The sequence below is a fragment of the Achromobacter sp. GD03932 genome, assembly GCF_029839485.1.
Lineage (GTDB): Bacteria > Pseudomonadota > Gammaproteobacteria > Burkholderiales > Burkholderiaceae_B > Achromobacter > Achromobacter bronchisepticus_A.
Map to the genome: position 1 here is coordinate 91328 of NZ_JAOCAT010000026.1, position 18684 is coordinate 110011.

Genomic DNA, 18684 nt, shown 5'->3' on the forward strand with positions numbered 1-18684 from the left:
GCCCACGTCCAGAGGGTGCGAAAAAAGGCGGAACCAGCCTTTGAATTCCTGCTCCACGCCACATCGGGGGATACCCAGTCATGAAAACTCTGCATACCGATATTGCCGTCATCGGCGCCGGCACGGCCGGCCTGGCCGCCTACCGCGCCGCCCGCGCCGCGGGGCTGCGCGCGCTGCTGATCGAAGGCGGCCCGTACGGCACGACCTGCGCCCGCGTCGGCTGCATGCCGTCCAAGCTGCTGATCGCCGCCGCCGAAGCGGCCCACAACGCGGCTCACACCGAGCCGTTCGGCGTGCACGTGGGCGGTGAGATCACGGTCGATGGCGTCGAAGTGATGGACCGCGTCAAGCGCGAGCGCGACCGCTTTGTCGGCTTTGTGCTGGAAGGCGTGGAGAGCATTCCCGCCGAAGACAAGCTGCGCGGCTATGCGCGCTTCGTGTCGGACACGGTGCTGCAGGTGGACGAGCATACCGAGGTGCATGCATCCCGCGTGGTGATCGCCACCGGGTCGCGGCCCTCGGTGCCGCCGCCGTTCCGTGCGCTGGGCGACCGGCTGGTGCTGAACGACGACGTGTTCGCCTGGGATGATCTGCCAGGCCGCGTCGCCGTGTTCGGTCCCGGCGTGATTGGCCTGGAGCTGGGCCAGGCGCTGGCGCGCCTGGGCGTGGAGGTGCGCGTGTTCGGTGTCAGCGGCAGCCTGGCCGGCATCAGCGATCCGCAGGTGCGCAATACGGCGCGCAAGATCTTCCAGCGCGAGTTCTATCTGGATCCGGACGCCCGCGTGCTGGAAACGACCCGGGTCGGCGACGAAGTGGAAGTGCGCTACGTGGCGCTGGACAATACCGAACGCACCGAACGCTTCGACTACGCGCTGGTGGCTACCGGCCGCCGCGCCAACGTCGACGGACTGGGCCTGGAAAACACCTCGCTGCAACTGGATAAGCATGGCGTGCCGGTATTCGACCGCGAAACCATGCAGGCGGGCAATGCGCCCATCTTCATCGCGGGCGACGCCAACGCCGACGCGCCGCTGCTGCACGAAGCCGCCGACGAAGGCCGCATCGCCGGCGAAAACGCGGCCCGCTACCCCGAAGTGCGCAAGGGCCTGCGCCGCGCGCCGCTGGCGGTGGTGTTCTCGGACCCGCAGATCGCCATGGCCGGGCAGGGCCACGCACGGCTGGTGCCGGGCACCTTCGTGATCGGCGAAGTGGACTTCAGCGACCAGGGCCGCTCGCGCGTCATGCTGAAGAACCGCGGCATGCTGCACGTCTATGCCGACATCGAAACGGGCCGCTTCCTGGGCGCCGAAATGGTCGGTCCCAGCGCCGAGCACATCGGCCACCTGCTGGCCTGGGCCGTGCAGCAGGAGCTGACCGTGGCGCGCATGCTGGAAATGCCGTTCTATCATCCCGTGATCGAGGAAGGCCTGCGCACCGCGCTGCGCGATGCGGCGGCCAAGCTGGCCCGAGCGCAGGAAGCGCTGCGGCGCGAAGAGCCGCAGAGCGAGACCGCCTGAACGCCCGAGGCATCCTGCGCGACCCCAACAAAAAGGCCACGAAACATCGTGGCCTTTTTGCTTGTGCGCCGGATCAGTCGTCCGACTGCTTCTTCGGCACCGGGAACGGATTCTCGCGGAACTGCAGCGTGAATCCAGCCCGCTCGTCCTGCCCCAGCGTGCGGGCCAGATACGGCATGGCCTGCTTCAATGCGTCGTGCAGCGTCCAGGGCGGATTGATCAGGAACATGCCGCTGCCATGCAGGCCGTAGCCGTCGATGGTCGCCTTCTTGACGGTCAGCGTGGCATGCAGCCAGCTCTTGACCTTGAGGTTTTCCAGGTGGCGGGCCATTTCGCCGGCCTCACGGCGTTGCACCAGCGGGTACCAGACGGCATAGGTGCCGGTGGCGAAGCGCTTGATGCATTCCTTGATGGTGACGAACGTGCGGCGGTAGTCGTTCTTGTCTTCGTACGAAGGATCGATCAGCACCATGCCGCGGCGCGTGGGCGGCGGCAGCAGCGCCTTGACGCCTTCGAAACCGTCGTCGCCGTAGATCGTGGTCTGGCGCTGCGCGGCGCGCCCCTGGTGCTCCAGGTTGCCGACCAGCGTGTCGATCTCGGTCGGGTGCATCTCGAACAGGCGCAGGCGATCGGACGGACGCATTGCGTCCAGCGCCAGCCAGGGCGAGCCGGGATAGCGCCTGAGGCGGCCGTTGGTGTTGTAGCCGCGGATCCGGGCGACGTACTCGGCCAGGATGGGAGGCAGGTCTTCGGCTTCCCAGAGGCGGCCGATGCCGTCGGCGAACTCGGAGGTCTTGGCGGCCCAATCGCTATCCAGGCTGTAGAGCCCGGCGCCGGCGTGGGTATCGATGACCCAGTAGGGCGCGTCCTTTTTATTGAAGTAATCCAGGGTGTGGATCAGGATGGCGTGCTTGAGCACGTCGGCGTGGTTGCCGGCGTGAAAGGCGTGGCGGTAACTGAACACGGGCGTTCTGCCTCAGGCGGCGGGCCGGATCGCGGCCAGCTCGTCGGTGAAAATGCCGTCGATGCCCCAGTCGAGCAGCAGGCGGGCGCGCTCCGGGTCGTTGACGGTCCAGGCGGCGATACGGTAGCCGGCGGCATGCACGGCATCGATCAGCTCAGGGGTGGCGTCCTTCTGATTGATGTTCAGGGCCACGCACTCGTACTTGGCCAGGCGTTCGCGCCAGTCAGCGGGCACCTTCTCCACCAGCAGCGCGCGCGGCAATTCGGGCGCGGTCTCCAGGGCGGCCTGCAGCGCTTCTTCCGCGAACGAGGACAGGAGCGGCGGTTCGGCCGCGCCTTGCCACAGCTGGCGCGCAGCCAGCGCCACGGCGCGGCCGGTCTCGGCTTCGCGGCCCGGGCAGGGCTTGATCTCGACATTGCTGGCGATGCCGTTGGCCACCGTGTAGCGGGCGACGGCGGCGAAGGTGGGCAGCGGCTCGCCAGCGTAGGCGGCTGAATGCCAACTGCCGAAATCCAGCTGGGCAAGCTCGGCGTAGGTCTTGGCGGCAGCGGGGCCCCGGCCGTTGGAGGTGCGGTCGACGTCGTCGTCGTGCATCAGCACCAGCACGTTGTCGCTGCTTAGCTTGACGTCGTATTCGAACATCGTGAAGCCGTGCTCGGCGCCCACGCGCATGGCGGCCAGGGTGTTCTCCGGGGCCAGACGGCCGCCGCCGCGGTGCGCGATGTAACGGGAGTAGGGCCAGGAGGGGAGTTTTGCGCTCATTTGGGTGTTGCTTCGGGTTCTTTTGGTCAGGGTTGCAAGGATACTCCTTCTACACGCCGGTTTCGGCCATGCCGCGGCGCGCGAGAACGCCGCGGCGGGTCCATAGGCCTATTTCATGGGCGCCTTGTCCTGCGACACGTCCATGATCATCCGCGCCGCGAGGTACAGGCGCGGCACGATGCTGTTGATCTGGATGTACTCGGCGTCGTTGGAATGCGCGCCGAAGCCGCTCAGGCCCATGCCTTCGATCACCGGGCCGCGCGCCTTCAGCGCTGCAAAGGCGGCGTCGGTGCCGCCGCCGCTGGCGCGGTCCACGACCTTCATGGGCAGGTCCATTTCCTTATAGATCTGCACGCCGTGCTGGGCCAGGGCGCGCGAGGCGGGCGTGGCTTCCAGGGGTGGACGGCGCACCTCGAATTTCACGCTGACCTTGGATTCGGGCAACAGCTTCTTCTGTATGCGCTCTTCCAGGGTGCGCGACAGCGCGTCGAAGTCGGAGACGCGCAGCGCGCGGGCGTCGGCCTGGGCGGTGGCCTGGCCCGGAATGACGTTGCGGTTGGTGCCGGCCTGGGCCACGGTCCAGTTCAGCTTCAAGCCTTCCTCGGGCTTGGACAGCTTGTCCAGCTGCAGCAGCTGATGGGCCAATTCATACAGGGCGTTGACGCCGCCTTCGGGGCGCGCGCCCGCATGCGAGGTCTTGCCCTGTACGGTCAGGTAGGCCGCGCCGATGCCGCTGGTGGCCAGCGTCAGGCGCGCTTCCGCGCCGCCGCCTTCGAACGAGAACACCGCGTCCTGGTCGGCGCCCAGGCGGGTGATGGTGCTGCGCGCGCCGGGCGAGCTGATTTCCTCGTCGCCGTTGATCAGCACGGTAATGGTGCCGTAGTCTTCGAAGCCCAGCTTCTGCAGCAGGGTCAGGGTATGGATGATGGCGGCCACGCCATGCTTGTCGTCGGCGATGCCCAGGCCGTAGGCCTTGTCGCCGTCGATGCGGAAGGGCTGGTCCTTGAGCATGCCGTTGCGGTAGACGGTGTCCATGTGGGCGATCAGCATGATCTTCTTCTGGCCTTTGCCCTTGAATTCCGCATGGACCATGGGGCCGACCTTTTCCGGCGTGTCGTCCAGGCGAAACACGTCGGCGGGCTGGATGATCTCGACGGTCCCGCCCAGCGCCTTGAGCCGGTCGCGGATCAGGACGGCGATGCGCTCAACGCCTTCGACGTCCTTGCTGCCCGACTCGATGCCGACCAGGTCGCGCATGGTGTCCAGCATGCCTTGCTGCTGGGCTTGGGCGGCTTCGTGGACAGCGGCGACGGGCGCGGCCAGCGCGGCGGGGGCGGCGCCGACGAAGGCCAGGGCGATGCAGGTGCGCAGGAGTTGCAGGCGGGGAGATGTGTACGGCATCAGTGTGTACCTCTGAGCGTGCGTGGAAGGGGCCACATCCTTTGGGGACGCGGCGTCAGCGGTAATGCGGGCTTACCCTGACAGGCCACGATACGAGGGACGCAAGGGGCTGGAAATGGTGGTTCCCCGGGTTGACTCGGTCCCCGGTTTCGTGCCGCCGAACCCGGAGGGCAGCCATGGATGGCATTCGAAAGATCCCTAGGCTGCGCGGCGAATGAGAAATGGTAAAATCCGCCCGCTGATCCGGTATTGACCGGTATGGGAACAGGGCGAATCTGGTTCGCCTTTTTTTATGCGTTTTCTTGCGGCTTCGGGCGTGCGCCTGGGGTGCGGCAACAGGGATTCCATGTTCGAATTTATTCGCAGCCATCGGCGCTGGATGCAGTTCATCCTGCTGCTTCTGATTGTGCCGTCCTTCTTCCTGGTCGGTATTCAAGGCTATGACAGCTTCATGCGCGCCGAGCCTGAATTGGCCACGGTCAATGGCCAGCCCGTGTCGCGGGCCGAGTTCGATCAAGCGCACCGCAACCAGCTGGAGCAGTTCCGCCAGCGCCTGGGCGCCCAGTTCGATCCGGCCGTCATCGACACGCCGGCACTGCGCGAAGGCCTGCTCAACCAGCTGATCAATCAGCGTCTGCTGGCCAACGTCGCGGTCGACAACCGTTTCTCGGTGTCCGACGAAACGCTGCGCAACACCATTGCCGCGATTCCGGAAGTCCAGGACAACGGCCGCTTCTCGCCCGAGCGCTATCGCCAGGTGCTGGCTGCGCAAGGCATGTCGCCGACCTCGTTCGAAGCCGGCCTGCGCCGCGACCTGGCGGTCGCGCGCGTGCTGGAGCCCGTTGGCCAGTCGGCCCGCGCGCCCGGCGAGGTCGTGGCCGCGCTGGAAACGGCGTTGACGCAGCAGCGCACGGTGCAACTGCGCCGCTTCGCCGCCGCCGACTACCGCTCGCAAGTCACCGTCAGCCCGGCCGATATCCAGGCCTGGTACGACGCCAACAAGCAGCAGCTGCAGATTCCCGAACAGGTCCAGGTCCAGTACCTGGTGCTGGACGAGGCCGCCGCCACGCAAGGCGTGCAGGTCAAGGACGAGGATCTCGCGTCCTACTACGAGCAGAACAAGAACCGCTTCGGCCAGCCTGAACGCCGCCGCGCCAGCCACATCATGATCAACCTGGCTCCCGGCGCGTCGGAAGACGCCCGCAAGGCTGCCCGTGCCAAGGCCGAAGACCTCGCCAAGCAGGCCGCTGCCGATCCGGCGCAGTTCGCCGAACTCGCGCGCAAGAACTCGCAGGACGCGGGCTCGGCTTCCAATGGCGGCGACCTGGGCTGGCTCGCGCCCGGCATGCTGACCGGTCCGCTGGAAAAGGCAATCTTCGGCCAAGCCAAGGACCAGGTGTCTGGCGTGATCGAAACCCCGTCCGGCCTGCACGTGGTCAAGGTCACCGAAATCCAGCCCGCCGCCATCAAGCCGCTGGCCGAGGTCAAGGACCAGATCACCGCCGAAGTCCGCAAGCAGCTCGCCGCCGTGCGTTTCTCGGAAATGGCCAGCCAGCTGAACAAGCAGGTCTATGACCAGCGCGACAGCCTGCAGCCCGCCGCCGACACCGTCGGCCTGAAGCTGCGCACCGCTTCCGGCGTGACCCGCGAAGGCCTGCTGCCCGCCGACAAGGCCGGCCCGGGCTCGGCCGCAGCCGGCCCCGACGCCGCGCTGCTGGACAACCCGCGCGTGCGCCAGGTGCTGTTCTCGCCCGACGTGCTGCGTGAAAAGCAGAACTCCGGCGTGATCGAACTCTCGCCCGACACCATGCTGGCCCTGCGCGTGGCCGCCGTCGAGCCGGCCCACGTGCCGCCGCTGGACAAGGTCTCGGACACCATCCGCACCAAGCTGCTGGACGAGCGTTCGGCCGAAGCCGCCAAGAAGGCGGGCGAAGCCGCGCTGGCCGCCGACCGCGCCAACCCCGCGGCCGCGCCGGAAGGTTTCGGCGCGCCGGTGGTCGTGTCGCGCCAGGATCCCAAGGATCTGCCGCGTCCGGTGCTGGACGCCGTCATGCGCCTGCCCGCCGCCACGCTGCCGGCCTACGCCGGTGTGCAATCGGGTTCGGACTACACGCTGGCGCGCCTGGAAAAGGTCGAGGCCGGCACGGTCGATCCGGCCGACAAGGAGCGCCTGGCGCAGCAGTTGTCCGGCGCTTGGGGCCAGGCTGAAAACGAAGCCATGCTGCGCATGCTGCGCGAAGAGTACAAGGTGCAGGTGCTGCCCGCCGCTGCCGCGGTCATCCGCGGCGATCAGCCGGCAGCCGGCTGATCAGCCAGACTCGGCTCAACAGCGTCAGTTCAACAGTGGCCGCAGCGTCGGCCACACGTTGTCCAGTAGCAAGGGTTGGGCATCCTCGTTTGGATGGATGCCGTCAGCCTGGAACATCGCCCGGTTCGTTGCGATACCTTCCATCAGGAAGGGCACGAGCCGGGCGTTTTCGTCTTTGGCGACCGTGGGGAAGACCTGCGCGAAGCGCTGGGTGTAGTCCCGGCCGTAATTCGGCGGGATCTGCATGCCGACGATCAGGACCTGCGCGTCGGCCTTGCGGGCGGCCTGGGCCATGGTGCGCAGGTTCTGCTCGGTCATGTTCAGGGGCAGGCCCCGCAGCGCGTCGTTCGAACCCAGCTCCAGCACCACCACGGCCGGCGCGTGCTGGCGCAGCAACGCAGGCAGGCGGGCCACGCCGCCGCTGGTGGTGTCGCCGCTGATGCTGGCATTGACGACCTGGTACTTGGGGTATTGTTCCGCTACGCGGGCGGAAAGCAGCGGCACCCAGCCGGTGCCGCGCTTGATGCCGTATTCGGCCGACAGGCTGTCGCCCAGGACCAACACCGTGCGGGGCGCGGAACCCTGGGCCGCGGCGGCGGTCTGAGCGTGGGCGGGCGCCACGACGGCGGTCGCCATGGCGGTCATGAGTAGCAGACGGGAAAATAGGCGCATGGATAACAAGAATTCGATCGAGGTGAAAGGGCTGGGCAAGCAGGTGGCCGATGCCGGCGGCACGCTCTCCATCCTGGAAGGTATCGATTTTACGGTCGAGGCGGGCAGCGCCGTGGCCATCACTGGCAGTTCGGGGTCGGGCAAGTCCACCCTGTTGGGACTGCTGGCGGGCCTGGATGTTCCCAGCGCGGGCAGCGTGCGCCTGGCCGGGCAGGACCTGTTCTCGCTGGACGAGGATGGCCGCGCCCGCCTGCGCGCCAATCATGTGGGTTTCGTGTTCCAGTCATTCCAGCTGCTGCCCAACCTGACGGCCCTGGAAAACGTGATGCTGCCGCTGGAACTGGCCGGGCAATCCGCCCGCGACGCGGCGCAGGCCATGCTGGAACGGGTGGGGCTGGGCAAGCGCCTGCATCACTATCCGCGCACCTTGTCGGGCGGCGAGCAGCAGCGCGTATCGCTCGCGCGGGCCTTCGTGGTGCAGCCGGACCTGCTGTTCGCGGACGAGCCCACCGGCAGTCTGGACGCTGCCACTGGCGTGACGGTCATCGATCTGATGTTCGACCTGCATCGCGAGCACGGCACCACGCTGGTGCTGGTGACCCACGATCCGCAGCTGGCCGCCCGTTGCGGGCGTCAGCTGGTGTTAGCCGCGGGGCGGATGGTCAACGGCGCCTGATGCCGCCGGCCCACCGCCGGGCCGCCCCAAGGTGGGCCAGCCCCCTCGGGGGGCAGCTAGCCCCGAAGGGGCGCGGCATGGGGGCCTATCTATTTCGCCTTGGCTACGGCCTGGTTCCAGGCCGCCACCACCGCTTCATACTCCTTCGCGGCCGCATCCTGACTGACCGGGAAGATCTTGATGGTCTTCAGGTCGGGCAGGGTGGTCAGGCTGGCCACGGCCACGTCCGTGCGCGTCGGGCGGCGGAAGTTCTTCACCAGCTGGGCTTCCTGCGACTCCTTGCTCAAGAGGCCGTCGTACAGTGCCTTGGCGGCATCCATGTTCTTCGCGCCCTTGATGATGAACATGCCTTCCGGCGCCAGGTAGCTGCCCTCGGTCGGGTAGACCAGCTTGATCTCCTTCTGGCCGCCGGCCACGTATTCCTGGGCGGCGTACTCGAGCGTCATGCCCACGGCATACTCGCCCGCGGCCACGCCCTTGTAGGTGGTGCCGGAGGATGCGGTGACCACCGCGTTGGCGGCGATCTTGTCCAGCCCTTCCTGGCCGAATTGCTTGAAGAGGCCGTACACCAGCATGTAGGCCGTACCGCTCTTGGACGGGTCGGTGATGGCGAACTTGTTCTTCCATTGCGGCTGCATCAAGTCGGACCAGGTGGCCGGCGCGGGCAGGCCCTTGAGCTGGCGCTCGTTGACCATCATCACCATGACGTGCACGTTGGTGCCCACCCACAGATCGTCCGGACCGCGGAATTCGGTGGGGATCTTGTCCAGGTCGGCCGGACGGTAGGGCTGCAGGTGCTGGCGGTAAGCGCCCAGCGTGCCGAAGCCGCCGCTCCAGAACAGGTCGCCGCGCGGGTTCTGCGCTTCGGCCTCGATGCGCTTCATCATCGTGCCGGTGCCGCCGGTGACGGGCTGCACGTTCAATTTCGGCGACTTCTGCTTCACCGCGTCCAGGGCGGTTTCGATCGTCTCCGTGTTGTTGGACGAATAGAGCACGACATTCTGGGCCTGGGCGGCGCCGGCGGTCAGGGCGGCGGCCAGGACGCTGTACTGAAGTAGGTGCTTGAATTGCATGGTTAGCCTCTGTGCGAGTGGGTTATTTACCGGAGAACAGCTTGATGCGGAACGCCTTGACCGACACGATGATGGGCAGCACGATGACCGTGACCAGCGCCGCGCCGTAGGCCGACGCCATGCCCAGCCTGCCGCCGTCGACCTGGCGGAAGATGGCGATGGGCATGGTCTCCAGGCCGCCGCTGTAGGCGACGATGGAAGCCGATAGCTCGGAAATGGTGGTGAGCCACATCAGGATGGCAGCCGAGATGATGGACGCCTTCATGGCGGGCAGGATCACCTTGAAGAAGGTCATGAGCGGCGACACGCCCAGGCTGATCGAGGCTTCCTCGATCGACTCGGGAATGTTGAACAGCACCGACGAGGCGTTGCGCACCGCGAAGGGCAGGCGCCGCACCGTGTAGCACAGCACCATGATTCCCGACGTACCCGCCAGCACCAGCCAGCCGGTGTTGAAGGTCTGCACCAGCGCGATGCCCAGCACCGTGCCCGAAATGGTCAGGGGCAGCACCACGATGTAGTCCAGCACCTGGGTGGACGCGCTGCGCTTCTTGATCGTCAGGTAGCTGACCAGCACCGCGAAGGCCACGCCCAGCACCGTGGCCAGCGAGGCGAACTTGAGCGAGTTCAGGATGGGCTCCGGCGCGCCATGCAGCGCGCGCTGCATGCTGGCCAACGACCATTGGCCCCATTGCATGACCGGGCCGCTGGTCTTGGTGAAGGCGGCGATGAAGACCACGATCAGCGGCAGTAGCGAAATGAAGATGATCAGGCCCACGCCGCTGGTATAGAGCAGGGCGGTCCACGAGCGCACGCGGGTAGCGGCCGGCGCGCGTCCCTGCGTCATGGTGTAGACCTTGCGTTCGACCACGCGCTTCTGGAAGAACAGCACGATGGCGACGATGGCGATGGACACGACCGACATCGCGCTCTGCAGCGTCGGGCTGCCGCCCATTTCGCTGACGAAGGTGTTGTAAGTCATGACCGACAGCAGCGGCACGCGGCTGCCCAGCAGCATGGCCAGCGCGAAGTTGCCCACCACCAGCGTGAACACCACCAGCGCGTTGACCAGCACCGCGGGCAGCAGCACCGGCACCAGCACGCGCAGCTTGGTCAGGAGCGGCGGCGTACCCAGGCTCAGGCCCGCTTCTTCGAGCTGGCCGTCGAAGCCACGCAGCGCCGCCAGCACGCCCAGGTAGATGTAGGTGTAGTAGACCAGCGTCATGGAGAACACCATGCCGGTCCAGCCGTAGAACGAGGGCAGCGAAATGCCGGCGTCGCCCAGCAGGTTGGTCAGGATGCCGTTGTTGCCCAGGATCAGCAGCCAGGACTGGCCCACGATGATCTCGGGGATCACGATGGTCAGCACCGGCAGGATCGCCACCAGGTTCTTCAACGGAAAGTCGAAGCGCGCCACCATGTAGGCGAAGGGCACGCCCACCAGCACGGTGCAGGCCGTGACCGCCAGGCCCAGGATCAGCGTATTGCCGAAGGCCTCGATGTATTGAGAGTCGGCCAGCAGGGCCTTGAAGCCCTCCAGCGTGAAGCCGCCATCCTGCCCGGTGACGCTGTTGCTGAACAGCACGGCCAGCGGATAGAGCACGAAGAACAGCAGCAGAGCCAGGCTGATTGCCGTCAGGATGCCCCAGGGCCACCATTTGATTTTCATGGTCGGCGCGTCCTCAGGCGTTGACGACGCGGCTGTCGGCGGGAATCAGCACCTGTACGGCTTCGCCGGGCTGGAACTGCGCCACCATGTTGCCGGCATGCAGCTCGACGCGGATCTCGGAGCCGTTGTCCAGCGCGATGCGGTAGGCGGTCTTGAAGCCCAGGTATTGCCGGCGCAGCACCTTGCCAGGCAAGGTATTGGGCACGTAAGGGGCGGGCGCCATCAAGGCCAGCTCTTCAGGGCGGGCGATGAGCACGCCTTTGCCGTCCAGCTGGTCGCTGCCTTGCACGCCGTCAAAGCCCAGCCCGCAGATCTCGTAGCGCACATGGCCGGCGGGGGCGCCGGCCTGGCCGTTGCGGGCCGGCACCGGGATCACGTTGGCCGAACCGATGAAGTCCGCCACGTAGGCGTTTACCGGCGTGCCGTAGAGTTCTTCCGGGGTGCCCAGCTGGGCGATGTCGCCGCGGTCCATGATGGCGATGCGGTCGGACATCGCCAGCGCTTCTTCCTGATCGTGCGTCACGAATACGGTGGTGATGCCGGCCTCGCGCACCAGGTCCAGGATCACGTCGCGCATCTGCAGGCGCATCTTGGCGTCCAGGTTGGACAGCGGTTCGTCCATCAACAGCACGCGCGGCCGGATCACCAGCGCGCGCGCCAGCGCCACGCGCTGGCGCTGCCCGCCGCTCATCTGCGCGGGATAGCGGTCGGCCAGCGCCAGCAGGCCGACCTTGTCCAGCGCTTCGTTGACGCGCCGCGTGATCTCGGCGCGCGCCACGCCGCGGGCGCGCAGGCCGTAAGCCACATTGTCGAAAGCCGTCTTGTCCGGGAACAGCGCATAGTCCTGGAACACCATGCCGATGTCGCGGCGGTGCGCGGACACGTGGGTCACGTCGTCCTGGTCAAACAACAGGCGGCCGCCGTCGGGGGCATAGAAGCCCGCAATGCAGCGCAGCAGCGTGGTCTTGCCGCAGCCGCTGGGTCCCAGCAGCGTGTAGAACGCGCCGTCGGGGATGTGCAGCGACAGATTGTGCAGCACTTGCTGCCCGCCGAAAGTCTTGACGATGCCGTCTACGGTGATTGATGCCATGTTTCGCTTCCTGCCTGAGGTTGCCGGCATCATAGAAACGCGCTGCGCGCCCGACCAGCGGTGTTTTTTAAGGGTAGTCGTTAGTTTTTCTAAGAGGTCGGCGCGCGGGCTATCACCTAGAATGCGGCTGGATGACACAGGCGCGCGCAAGCCGCGCCAATGAAAAATAGACGACAAGGGAAACCGTGGGAAAGAGCAGCACTACGCGGCGCCAGGCCGGCGCGCGGGCGGACCGCAACTGAAATGGCGGGGCAGAGCCTGCCGCCGCTCAAGGCCTTGCGCGTGTTCGAAGCCGCGGCGCGTCTGCGCAGCTTCACCGCGGCCGCCGACGAACTGAGCATTACGCACAGCGCGGTCAGCCAGCAGATCCGCATACTCGAAGAGTACGTGGGGCAGCCTCTGTTCGCGCGCGAGGCGCGCGGCGTGGCGCTGCTGCCTTGCGCCCAGGCCTACTTTCCGGAAATCCAGGCCAGCCTGGAGCGCATCGCGGCCGCGACCGCCAAGCTGAAATCGCCCGCCTACGGCGGCGTGCTGCGCGTCTGCGCCACGCCGTCCCTGACCATGAAGTGGCTGATTCCGCGCCTGTCGGCGTTCCAGGCCCGGCATCCGGGCGTGGACGTGCAGCTCACCACGCAAGGGCGGTCGTTCCTGGACCGCGGCGGCGACACCGGCAGCGACGTGCTGATCCGCCATGGCTACATGGCGCACTCCGACCTGGCCTGTGTGCACTGCCTGGACGATTTCCACGTGCCGGTGGCGTCGCCGCGCTTCATCGAGCGCAACCGACTGGCTGCGCCCGCGGATTGCCTGGGGCATCCGCTGCTGAAGATCGCGGGCGGCATGGACCACTGGCCGCGTTGGTTCGCGCTGGCCAAGGTGGACGTGCCCGCGCAATTGCCGGGACCGGTGTTCGACCACCAGTTCCTGTGCATGCAGGCCGCCATGAACGACCTCGGCATCGCCTTGGCGCCCTGGTGCCTGCTGGAAGACGACATCCGCGCCGATCGCTTGCGCCCGCTGTTCGACGGCCCGCAGCTGCCGAACGCCGGCATCCACGCGCTATACCGCCAGGATGGCCCGGCCGCCGCGTCGGCGCTATTGTTCATCGAGTGGTTGCGCGAGCAAAGGCGCGACCCCTCACATACCGCATAGACCAAGGATTCCTCATGCATTCCAGCTCCACGATACCCGGCCTCTTTTGGCGCGGCATTGCGCCTCCCCTTGCGCTCGCGGACTACAAGCTCATCGCCTTCGACATGGATTCCACGCTGATCTCGATCGAGACGCTGGACGAAATGGCGGACCTGATGGGCAAGAAGGCCGAGGTGGCGGCGCTGACGGAAGCCGCCATGCGCGGCGAGATCAAGGACTACAAGCAGAGCCTGCGCGAGCGCGTGGCGCTGCTGGCGGGGATGCCGGAAGCGGCGCTGGACGAGGTCTATGAGCAGCGTGTGCGCATCAATCCAGGCGCGCAAACGCTGATCGCGGCGTGCAAGGACGCGGGCCTGACCTGCCTGCTGGTGACCGGCGGCTTCACCTGCTTCACCGACCGGCTGCGGGTGCGCCTGGGGCTGGACGACGTGCGCGCCAACGTGCTGGAAATCGTTGACGGCCGCTTGACCGGCAGGCTGCTGCCGCAAGCGTGGGGCGATATCTGCGACGGCGAGGAAAAGCGCCGCAAGCTGCTGGAAGTGTGCGCGGCGCTGGGTGTGGGGCCGGAACGCGCCATCGCCGTGGGCGACGGCGCCAACGACCTGCCGATGATGCGCGCGGCGGGCCTGTCGGTGGGCTACCGCGCCAAGCCGGCCGTGCGCGAGGAGGTCAATGTCGCAATCGACGCAGGCGGCCTGGACCGCCTGCTGGAGCTGATGGCGCGCTAGCGCCGGGGCTTACGCCAGGCCGCGGATTGCCACGGCCGGATCGGTGTCGGCTTCATAGTCGACGCCGTCGATCTCGAAGCCGAACAGGCGCAGGAAGTCCTGCTTGTAGCCCGCGAAATCGGTCAGCTGGTAGATGTTGTCGTTGGTGACCTGGCCCCACAGCGCCTGCACGCGGGCCTGCACCTCGGGATCCAGTTCCTTGTAGTCGGCGCGCAGGCGGCCGTCCTGGTCCAGGATGGGCGTCTGGCCGCAGAGGCTGTCGCGGTACAGGCCGTAGACCTGTTCGATGCAGCCTTCGTGCGTGCCGGCTTCCTTCATGGTCTTGAACAGCAGCGACAGGTACAGCGGCATCATGGGGATCGCCGAGCTGGCCTGCGTCACCACCGCCTTCAGCACCGACACGCGGGCGTCGCCGCCGCGCGCGGCCAGCTTGGCGCGGATCTCCAGCACCTTCTGGTCCAGATCCTTCTTGGCTGCACCGATGGAACCGTTCCAGTAGATGTCGTGGGTGATCTTCTCGCCCAGATAGGTGAACGCCGTGGTGCTGGCGCCTTCGGCCAGCACGCCGGCTTCCAGCAGCGCGTCGATCCACATCTGCCAGTCTTCGCCGCCCATGACGGCGACAGTCGCGTCGATCTCGGCCTGGGTGGCGGGCTCCAGCACGGATTCCTTGACCACTTCGCGGTCGGTGTCCAGGCCGCGCAGGTTGACCGCCTGGCCGATGGGCTTGAGGGTCGAATTGAACACTTCCCCGGTCTTCGGGTGCGTGCGGCGCGGGGCGGCCAGGCTGTAAATCACCTGGTCGACCTGGCCCAGGTCCTGCTTGATGAGGTCTATGGTCTTGCGCTTGATCTCGTCGGAGAAGGCGTCGCCGTTGATGCTCTTGGCATAAAGGCCGGCGGCATGGGCCTGCTCGTGGAATTCCGCCGTGTTGTACCAGCCCGGCGTGCCGGCCTTGGCCGCGTCGCCCGGCCGCTCGAAGAACACGCCCAGCGTCTGCGCGCCGCAGCCGAAGGCCGCGCTGATCCGCGCCGCGAGGCCATAGCCGGTCGATGCGCCCAGCACCAGCACGCGTTTCGGCCCGCCAGCTATCGGCCCCTGGGCGCGGGTGTAGGCGATCTGGTTGCGGACGTTGGCGGCGCAGCCGGCCGGATGGGTGGTGACGCAGATGAAACCGCGCACGCGGGGCTTGATGATCATGGGAGCCTCGATTCGGGGAAATGCCTGGATCGCCCATGCGCGAAAGCGCAAAAAGCGACCCGCATTGTACGGGAGGAGGCGCCGGCGCGCTGCCGGCTCAGCGCGCGTCGGCCCGGGCCAGCGGCGCGGCCTGGGCGCGGCTGCGGCGCCATTCGATCAAACCGATGCCGATGCCGCTGGCGCAGATGATGGCGATGCCCAGCCAGGTCAACGGGTCGGGGAAGTGGCCCCAGACCAGCCAGCCGACCGAGGTGGCGCTGATGATCTGCAGGTAGACAAAGGGCGCCAGGGTGGAAGCGGGCGCGCGGCGGTAGGCGGCGATCTGGAACAGATGGCCCAGCCCGCCGGTGATGCCGGTGGAGATCAGCACGACCCAATCCAGCGGCGCCAGCGCCTTGAGGACGGGCAGGGCGGGCGGCAGGATGAAGGGCAGGGCCAGGGTCAGGCATATCGTGCCGACCGCGCCGCTCCAGATCAGCGAGGTGAACGGATCGTCGCCTGCCACGCGCCGCGTCGCGATGAACTGCACGGCGAAGCAACAGGCCGTGAGCAGGCCGAACACCGTGCCCACCGGATCCAGGCCGCCGCCCGGCCGGATCACGATGATGACGCCGATGAAGGCGATGCCCGCGGCCACGAATCGAGACAGGCGGGCGGGTTCCTTCAGGACCCAGGGCGCTGCCGACAGCACCAGCAGCGGCGCCAGGAAGTTGATGGCGGTGGCCTCGGCCTGCGGGATGTAGCTCAGCGTGGTGAAGAACATCAGCGTGGCCAGGAACATCGAGCCGCCGCGCAGGATCTGTTCGCGCGGCTTCTTGCTGCGGAATACGCCCAGGCCGCGCGCGGGCAGCACCAGGGCCAGCACCAGCGCCAGGTGCACGGCATAGCGGAACCACGACAGCACCAGCAGCGGCACGCCCGCATTCATCACCCACTTGCCGCTGGCATCCAGGCACGACAGCGTCCACATCGACAGCACCAGCAACAGCACCCCCATCATCGGGCCGCTGGAAGCGGGCGCTGCGCGGCGCGTGCGACCGTCATCGGCCGGGGTCATCGACAAACTCCTTTGGTGGCTGAAACGCCGGTTTGCAGGTACCGGGCGGCTGCCATGATACGCTCATCGCGCCGGGGGAACAGGCTCATGATAGAACTACGCAACATCGAAACTTTTTTCTGGGTGGCCACGCTGGGCAGTTTTCGCGCCGCGTCGGAGAAACTCAACACCACGCAGCCAGCGGTATCGCAGCGCATCGCCTCGCTGGAAGCCGACCTGGGCGTGCTCCTGTTCGAGCGCGAAGCGCGCGGCGTGAAGCTGACCGCCAAGGGGCATGAACTGCTGTCGCATGCGGAGCGCATGTTGCAGGTGCGGCGCGACATGTTCGAAGCCGCGCGCGAGCAAAACGTCATGAGCGGCACGGTGCGCATCGGCGTGGCCGAGACCATCGTGCAGACCTGGCTGCCCACGCTGATCGAACTGATCCATTCCAACTATCCGGCGCTGGTGCTGGAAATCGAGGTCGACACGACCCACGTGCTGCGCTCGCATCTGATGTCGCGGCAGATCGATCTGGCCTTCCTGATGGGGCCGGTGCTGGAAGCGCGGGTCGAGAACCTGCCGCTATGCACCTATCCGCTGGCCTGGGTGGCGAGCCCGGTGCTGGACCTGGGGCCGGAACCGCTGACGCTGGAGCGGATAGGCAAGCTGCCCATCATCACCTATCCCTCCAATAGCGCGCCTTACCGCGTGGTGCGCGATATGTTGACGCGCGCCGGCGTGAGTTCGCCGCGCATGTACGGCAGCGCGTCGATGTCGATGGTGGTGCGGATGACGCAGGACGCCATCGGCACCAGCGTCATCGCGCCGGTGTTCCTGGGCAAGGAGCTGGCGCGCGGCGAATTGCGCATCTTGCGGGTGGAGGCCGATCCCTTGCCGGAACTGAGCTTCACGGCCACCTGGGTGCAGGGGCCGGATAGCCACGCGGTCCGCGTTATCGCGCAGATGGCGCAGAAGGTGGCCGAGCAGGCCGCGGACGGGACTCCGCTCTAGGTGTTTACCCCAGCAGGGGCTGCGCCGCCGGCCGTGGCGGCCTTGCGACGCGGCCGCGTTGCGGCGCGCCCGGCTGCCCGCTAAGCCCCGCCATTGCGTCGTTTGCGCGAAACGCGGGGGGCGTGGCGCACGAGACCAAAGAAAAATTTATACCCCCGTATCGCAACATACGATTGGACGCTCCGCGCCCCTGACGCTGCAATGGCGCCACATCAATAACGATCGCCTGGATGCCTAGAGCGGGGGGAAAGCATGAACCAGCGTATGTCCCATTCCCGGAACCGGGCGGCAAGCCATGCCGCGCAGGCGCGATGCGCGCCGCTGCGCGGCTGATCTCCAGACTCATTGATTGCCACCGCGCGCCGCCAGGATAACGGGATCCGGCGCGCGGCATACCATCCCGCCAGCCAGGAGTTTTGTCCATGAAGAAGTCGCTAGTTTTCGCCGCCGTCGCCGCCAGCCTGTTGGCCGGCGCCGTCCAGGCACAGGACCTCCCCAAGACCCAGTTGAAAGTCGTGGGCGGCCTGAGCAACCTGACTGCTTACAACGATTACGAAAAGCCGTTCTGGACCAAGACCATCCCCGAGCTGTCCAAGGGCCAGGTCACGGCCGACATCAAGGGCTTCAACGAAATGGGCTTGAAGGGCCCCGAATTGCTGCGCCTGATGTCTCAGGGCGTGGTCGAATTCGGCACCGCCACGCTCGCCTACTTCGCCAGCGACAACCCCATCAACGAAGCGATCGACCTGGCCGGCCTGGCGCCCGACGTCAAGACCGCGCGCGCCGTCACCGACGCGTTCGAACCGGTCTACGCCAAGCTCTATGGCGAAGGCAGCAACGTCAAGCTGCTGGGCATTTCCACGTATCCCGCGCAGGTGCTGTTCTGCAACGCCGAAATCAAGAGCCTGGCCGACATCAAGGGCAAGAAAGTCCGCACCAGCAGCCGCACCACCGCCGAGTTCGTCGAAGCGCTGGGCGGTTCCAGCGTGACCATGGCCTTCGGCGAAGTGGTGCCGGCGCTGCAGAACAAGGTGGTGGATTGCGCCATCACGGGTTCGCTGTCCGGCTATTCGGCCAAGTGGTACGAAGTGTCGACCCACCTGGTCGCGCTGCCGATCAACTGGAACCAGCAGATCCACGCCGTCAACCAGAAGGCCTGGGACAAGCTGGACCCCAACGTGCGCACTTTCCTGCAGACCAATGTGAAGACGCTGGTCGACAACATCTGGGACGCCGCCGCGCGCCAGACCCAGGAAGGCTATGACTGCAACACGGGCGCCGCCGCTTGCCCGTTCCCGGTCAAGGGCAAGATGGTCCTGGTCCAGCCCTCGGACGCTGACCGCGCGCTGCTGAAGAAGGTCACCGAAGAGGCCGTGCTGCCGAAGTGGGCCGCGCGCTGCTCGGCCCCGTGCGTGAAGGACT

16 protein-coding genes are annotated in these 18684 nt (G+C 66.9%); 7 read left to right on the forward strand and 9 right to left on the reverse strand.

Features of this window, described 5'->3' with window-relative positions; genetic code table 11:
• The first annotated feature begins 80 nt into the window (after positions 1 to 80).
• A complete protein-coding gene (locus N5C88_RS22755; RefSeq protein WP_280016300.1) occupies positions 81 to 1517 on the forward strand; it encodes a dihydrolipoyl dehydrogenase in 1437 nt (478 codons plus the stop codon).
• A 73-nt stretch (positions 1518 to 1590) separates the two neighbouring features.
• On the opposite strand, the gene rlmJ is transcribed toward N5C88_RS22755, so the two are convergent.
• The 3 genes from rlmJ to N5C88_RS22770 all read right to left on the reverse strand — a co-directional run bounded on the left by rlmJ (position 1591) and on the right by N5C88_RS22770 (position 4644).
• A complete protein-coding gene (rlmJ, locus tag N5C88_RS22760) occupies positions 1591 to 2481 on the reverse strand; it encodes a 23S rRNA (adenine(2030)-N(6))-methyltransferase RlmJ (RefSeq protein ID WP_059375695.1) in 891 nt (296 codons plus the stop codon).
• 12 nt (positions 2482 to 2493) lie between these two features.
• A complete protein-coding gene (gene ugpQ, locus N5C88_RS22765) occupies positions 2494 to 3243 on the reverse strand; it encodes a glycerophosphodiester phosphodiesterase (RefSeq protein ID WP_059375697.1) in 750 nt (249 codons plus the stop codon).
• A gap of 108 nt (positions 3244 to 3351) precedes the next feature.
• Positions 3352 to 4644 (reverse strand): M20/M25/M40 family metallo-hydrolase, encoded by a 1293-nt coding sequence (locus N5C88_RS22770; RefSeq protein ID WP_280016301.1) that lies wholly within the window; start codon positions 4642 to 4644, stop codon positions 3352 to 3354.
• Between the two features lie 346 nt (positions 4645 to 4990).
• Here N5C88_RS22770 and N5C88_RS22775 point away from each other — a divergent pair, with 346 nt between their 5' ends.
• A complete protein-coding gene (locus N5C88_RS22775) occupies positions 4991 to 6952 on the forward strand; it encodes a SurA N-terminal domain-containing protein (protein ID WP_280016302.1) in 1962 nt (653 codons plus the stop codon).
• 24 nt (positions 6953 to 6976) lie between these two features.
• Here N5C88_RS22775 and N5C88_RS22780 read toward each other — a convergent pair whose 3' ends face one another.
• On the reverse strand, positions 6977 to 7624 hold the full coding sequence (locus tag N5C88_RS22780) for an arylesterase (protein WP_059375705.1): 648 nt from the start codon (positions 7622 to 7624) through the stop codon (positions 6977 to 6979).
• Between N5C88_RS22780 and N5C88_RS22785 the strand changes: the two genes are divergently transcribed.
• Positions 7623 to 8300 carry an ABC transporter ATP-binding protein gene (locus N5C88_RS22785; protein WP_054454006.1) on the forward strand — a complete coding sequence of 226 codons (678 nt, stop codon included), beginning with the start codon at positions 7623 to 7625 and terminating at the stop codon, positions 8298 to 8300. The genes N5C88_RS22780 and N5C88_RS22785 overlap by 2 nt on opposite strands.
• Positions 8301 to 8389: 89 nt before the next feature.
• Here the strand turns inward: N5C88_RS22785 and N5C88_RS22790 are convergent, their stop codons facing one another.
• The 3 genes from N5C88_RS22790 to N5C88_RS22800 are packed head-to-tail and all read right to left on the reverse strand — an operon-like array spanning position 8390 to position 12132.
• The gene (locus N5C88_RS22790) at positions 8390 to 9373 is read right to left on the reverse strand and encodes an ABC transporter substrate-binding protein (RefSeq protein WP_059375707.1); all 984 of its coding nucleotides are present in this window, start codon (positions 9371 to 9373) and stop codon (positions 8390 to 8392) included.
• A gap of 22 nt (positions 9374 to 9395) precedes the next feature.
• Positions 9396 to 11042, reverse strand: a complete 1647-nt coding sequence (locus tag N5C88_RS22795) for an iron ABC transporter permease (protein ID WP_059375712.1) — start codon at positions 11040 to 11042, stop codon at positions 9396 to 9398.
• Positions 11043 to 11055: 13 nt separating this feature from the next.
• Positions 11056 to 12132 carry an ABC transporter ATP-binding protein gene (locus N5C88_RS22800; protein ID WP_280016304.1) on the reverse strand — a complete coding sequence of 359 codons (1077 nt, stop codon included), beginning with the start codon at positions 12130 to 12132 and terminating at the stop codon, positions 11056 to 11058.
• 243 nt (positions 12133 to 12375) lie between these two features.
• On the opposite strand from N5C88_RS22800, the gene N5C88_RS22805 reads away from it, so the two are divergent.
• The gene (locus tag N5C88_RS22805; protein ID WP_059375717.1) at positions 12376 to 13284 is read left to right on the forward strand and encodes a LysR substrate-binding domain-containing protein; all 909 of its coding nucleotides are present in this window, start codon (positions 12376 to 12378) and stop codon (positions 13282 to 13284) included.
• A gap of 14 nt (positions 13285 to 13298) precedes the next feature.
• A complete protein-coding gene (gene serB / locus N5C88_RS22810; protein ID WP_251879959.1) occupies positions 13299 to 14012 on the forward strand; it encodes a phosphoserine phosphatase SerB in 714 nt (237 codons plus the stop codon).
• Positions 14013 to 14021: 9 nt separating this feature from the next.
• Here serB and fabV read toward each other — a convergent pair whose 3' ends face one another.
• The gene (gene fabV / locus N5C88_RS22815; protein ID WP_280016305.1) at positions 14022 to 15212 is read right to left on the reverse strand and encodes an enoyl-ACP reductase FabV; all 1191 of its coding nucleotides are present in this window, start codon (positions 15210 to 15212) and stop codon (positions 14022 to 14024) included.
• A 97-nt stretch (positions 15213 to 15309) separates the two neighbouring features.
• Entirely contained in the window at positions 15310 to 16269 is a 960-nt protein-coding gene (locus tag N5C88_RS22820; RefSeq protein ID WP_059375724.1) for a DMT family transporter, read from the reverse strand.
• Between the two features lie 87 nt (positions 16270 to 16356).
• Between N5C88_RS22820 and N5C88_RS22825 the strand changes: the two genes are divergently transcribed.
• Together N5C88_RS22825 and N5C88_RS22830 are read left to right on the forward strand one after the other, a co-directional pair.
• The gene (locus N5C88_RS22825; protein WP_059375727.1) at positions 16357 to 17262 is read left to right on the forward strand and encodes a LysR family transcriptional regulator; all 906 of its coding nucleotides are present in this window, start codon (positions 16357 to 16359) and stop codon (positions 17260 to 17262) included.
• A 422-nt stretch (positions 17263 to 17684) separates the two neighbouring features.
• A partial coding sequence (locus N5C88_RS22830; protein ID WP_280016306.1) for a TRAP transporter substrate-binding protein occupies positions 17685 to 18684 on the forward strand: 1000 nt, incomplete at its 3' end.

What these genes read in the sequence shown, in the direction of transcription:
- N5C88_RS22755 (WP_280016300.1), top strand. Translation starts at nt 81, where the DNA reads ATGAAAACTCTGCATACCGATATTGCCGTCATCGGCGCCGGCACGGCC.
- ugpQ (WP_059375697.1), bottom strand. Translation starts at nt 3,243, where the DNA reads ATGAGCGCAAAACTCCCCTCCTGGCCCTACTCCCGTTACATCGCGCAC.
- N5C88_RS22770 (WP_280016301.1), bottom strand. Translation starts at nt 4,644, where the DNA reads ATGCCGTACACATCTCCCCGCCTGCAACTCCTGCGCACCTGCATCGCC.
- N5C88_RS22775 (WP_280016302.1), top strand. Translation starts at nt 4,991, where the DNA reads ATGTTCGAATTTATTCGCAGCCATCGGCGCTGGATGCAGTTCATCCTG.
- N5C88_RS22785 (WP_054454006.1), top strand. Translation starts at nt 7,623, where the DNA reads ATGGATAACAAGAATTCGATCGAGGTGAAAGGGCTGGGCAAGCAGGTG.
- N5C88_RS22780 (WP_059375705.1), bottom strand. Translation starts at nt 7,624, where the DNA reads ATGCGCCTATTTTCCCGTCTGCTACTCATGACCGCCATGGCGACCGCC.
- N5C88_RS22790 (WP_059375707.1), bottom strand. Translation starts at nt 9,373, where the DNA reads ATGCAATTCAAGCACCTACTTCAGTACAGCGTCCTGGCCGCCGCCCTG.
- N5C88_RS22795 (WP_059375712.1), bottom strand. Translation starts at nt 11,042, where the DNA reads ATGAAAATCAAATGGTGGCCCTGGGGCATCCTGACGGCAATCAGCCTG.
- N5C88_RS22800 (WP_280016304.1), bottom strand. Translation starts at nt 12,132, where the DNA reads ATGGCATCAATCACCGTAGACGGCATCGTCAAGACTTTCGGCGGGCAG.
- N5C88_RS22805 (WP_059375717.1), top strand. Translation starts at nt 12,376, where the DNA reads ATGGCGGGGCAGAGCCTGCCGCCGCTCAAGGCCTTGCGCGTGTTCGAA.
- serB (WP_251879959.1), top strand. Translation starts at nt 13,299, where the DNA reads ATGCATTCCAGCTCCACGATACCCGGCCTCTTTTGGCGCGGCATTGCG.
- fabV (WP_280016305.1), bottom strand. Translation starts at nt 15,212, where the DNA reads ATGATCATCAAGCCCCGCGTGCGCGGTTTCATCTGCGTCACCACCCAT.
- N5C88_RS22820 (WP_059375724.1), bottom strand. Translation starts at nt 16,269, where the DNA reads ATGACCCCGGCCGATGACGGTCGCACGCGCCGCGCAGCGCCCGCTTCC.
- N5C88_RS22825 (WP_059375727.1), top strand. Translation starts at nt 16,357, where the DNA reads ATGATAGAACTACGCAACATCGAAACTTTTTTCTGGGTGGCCACGCTG.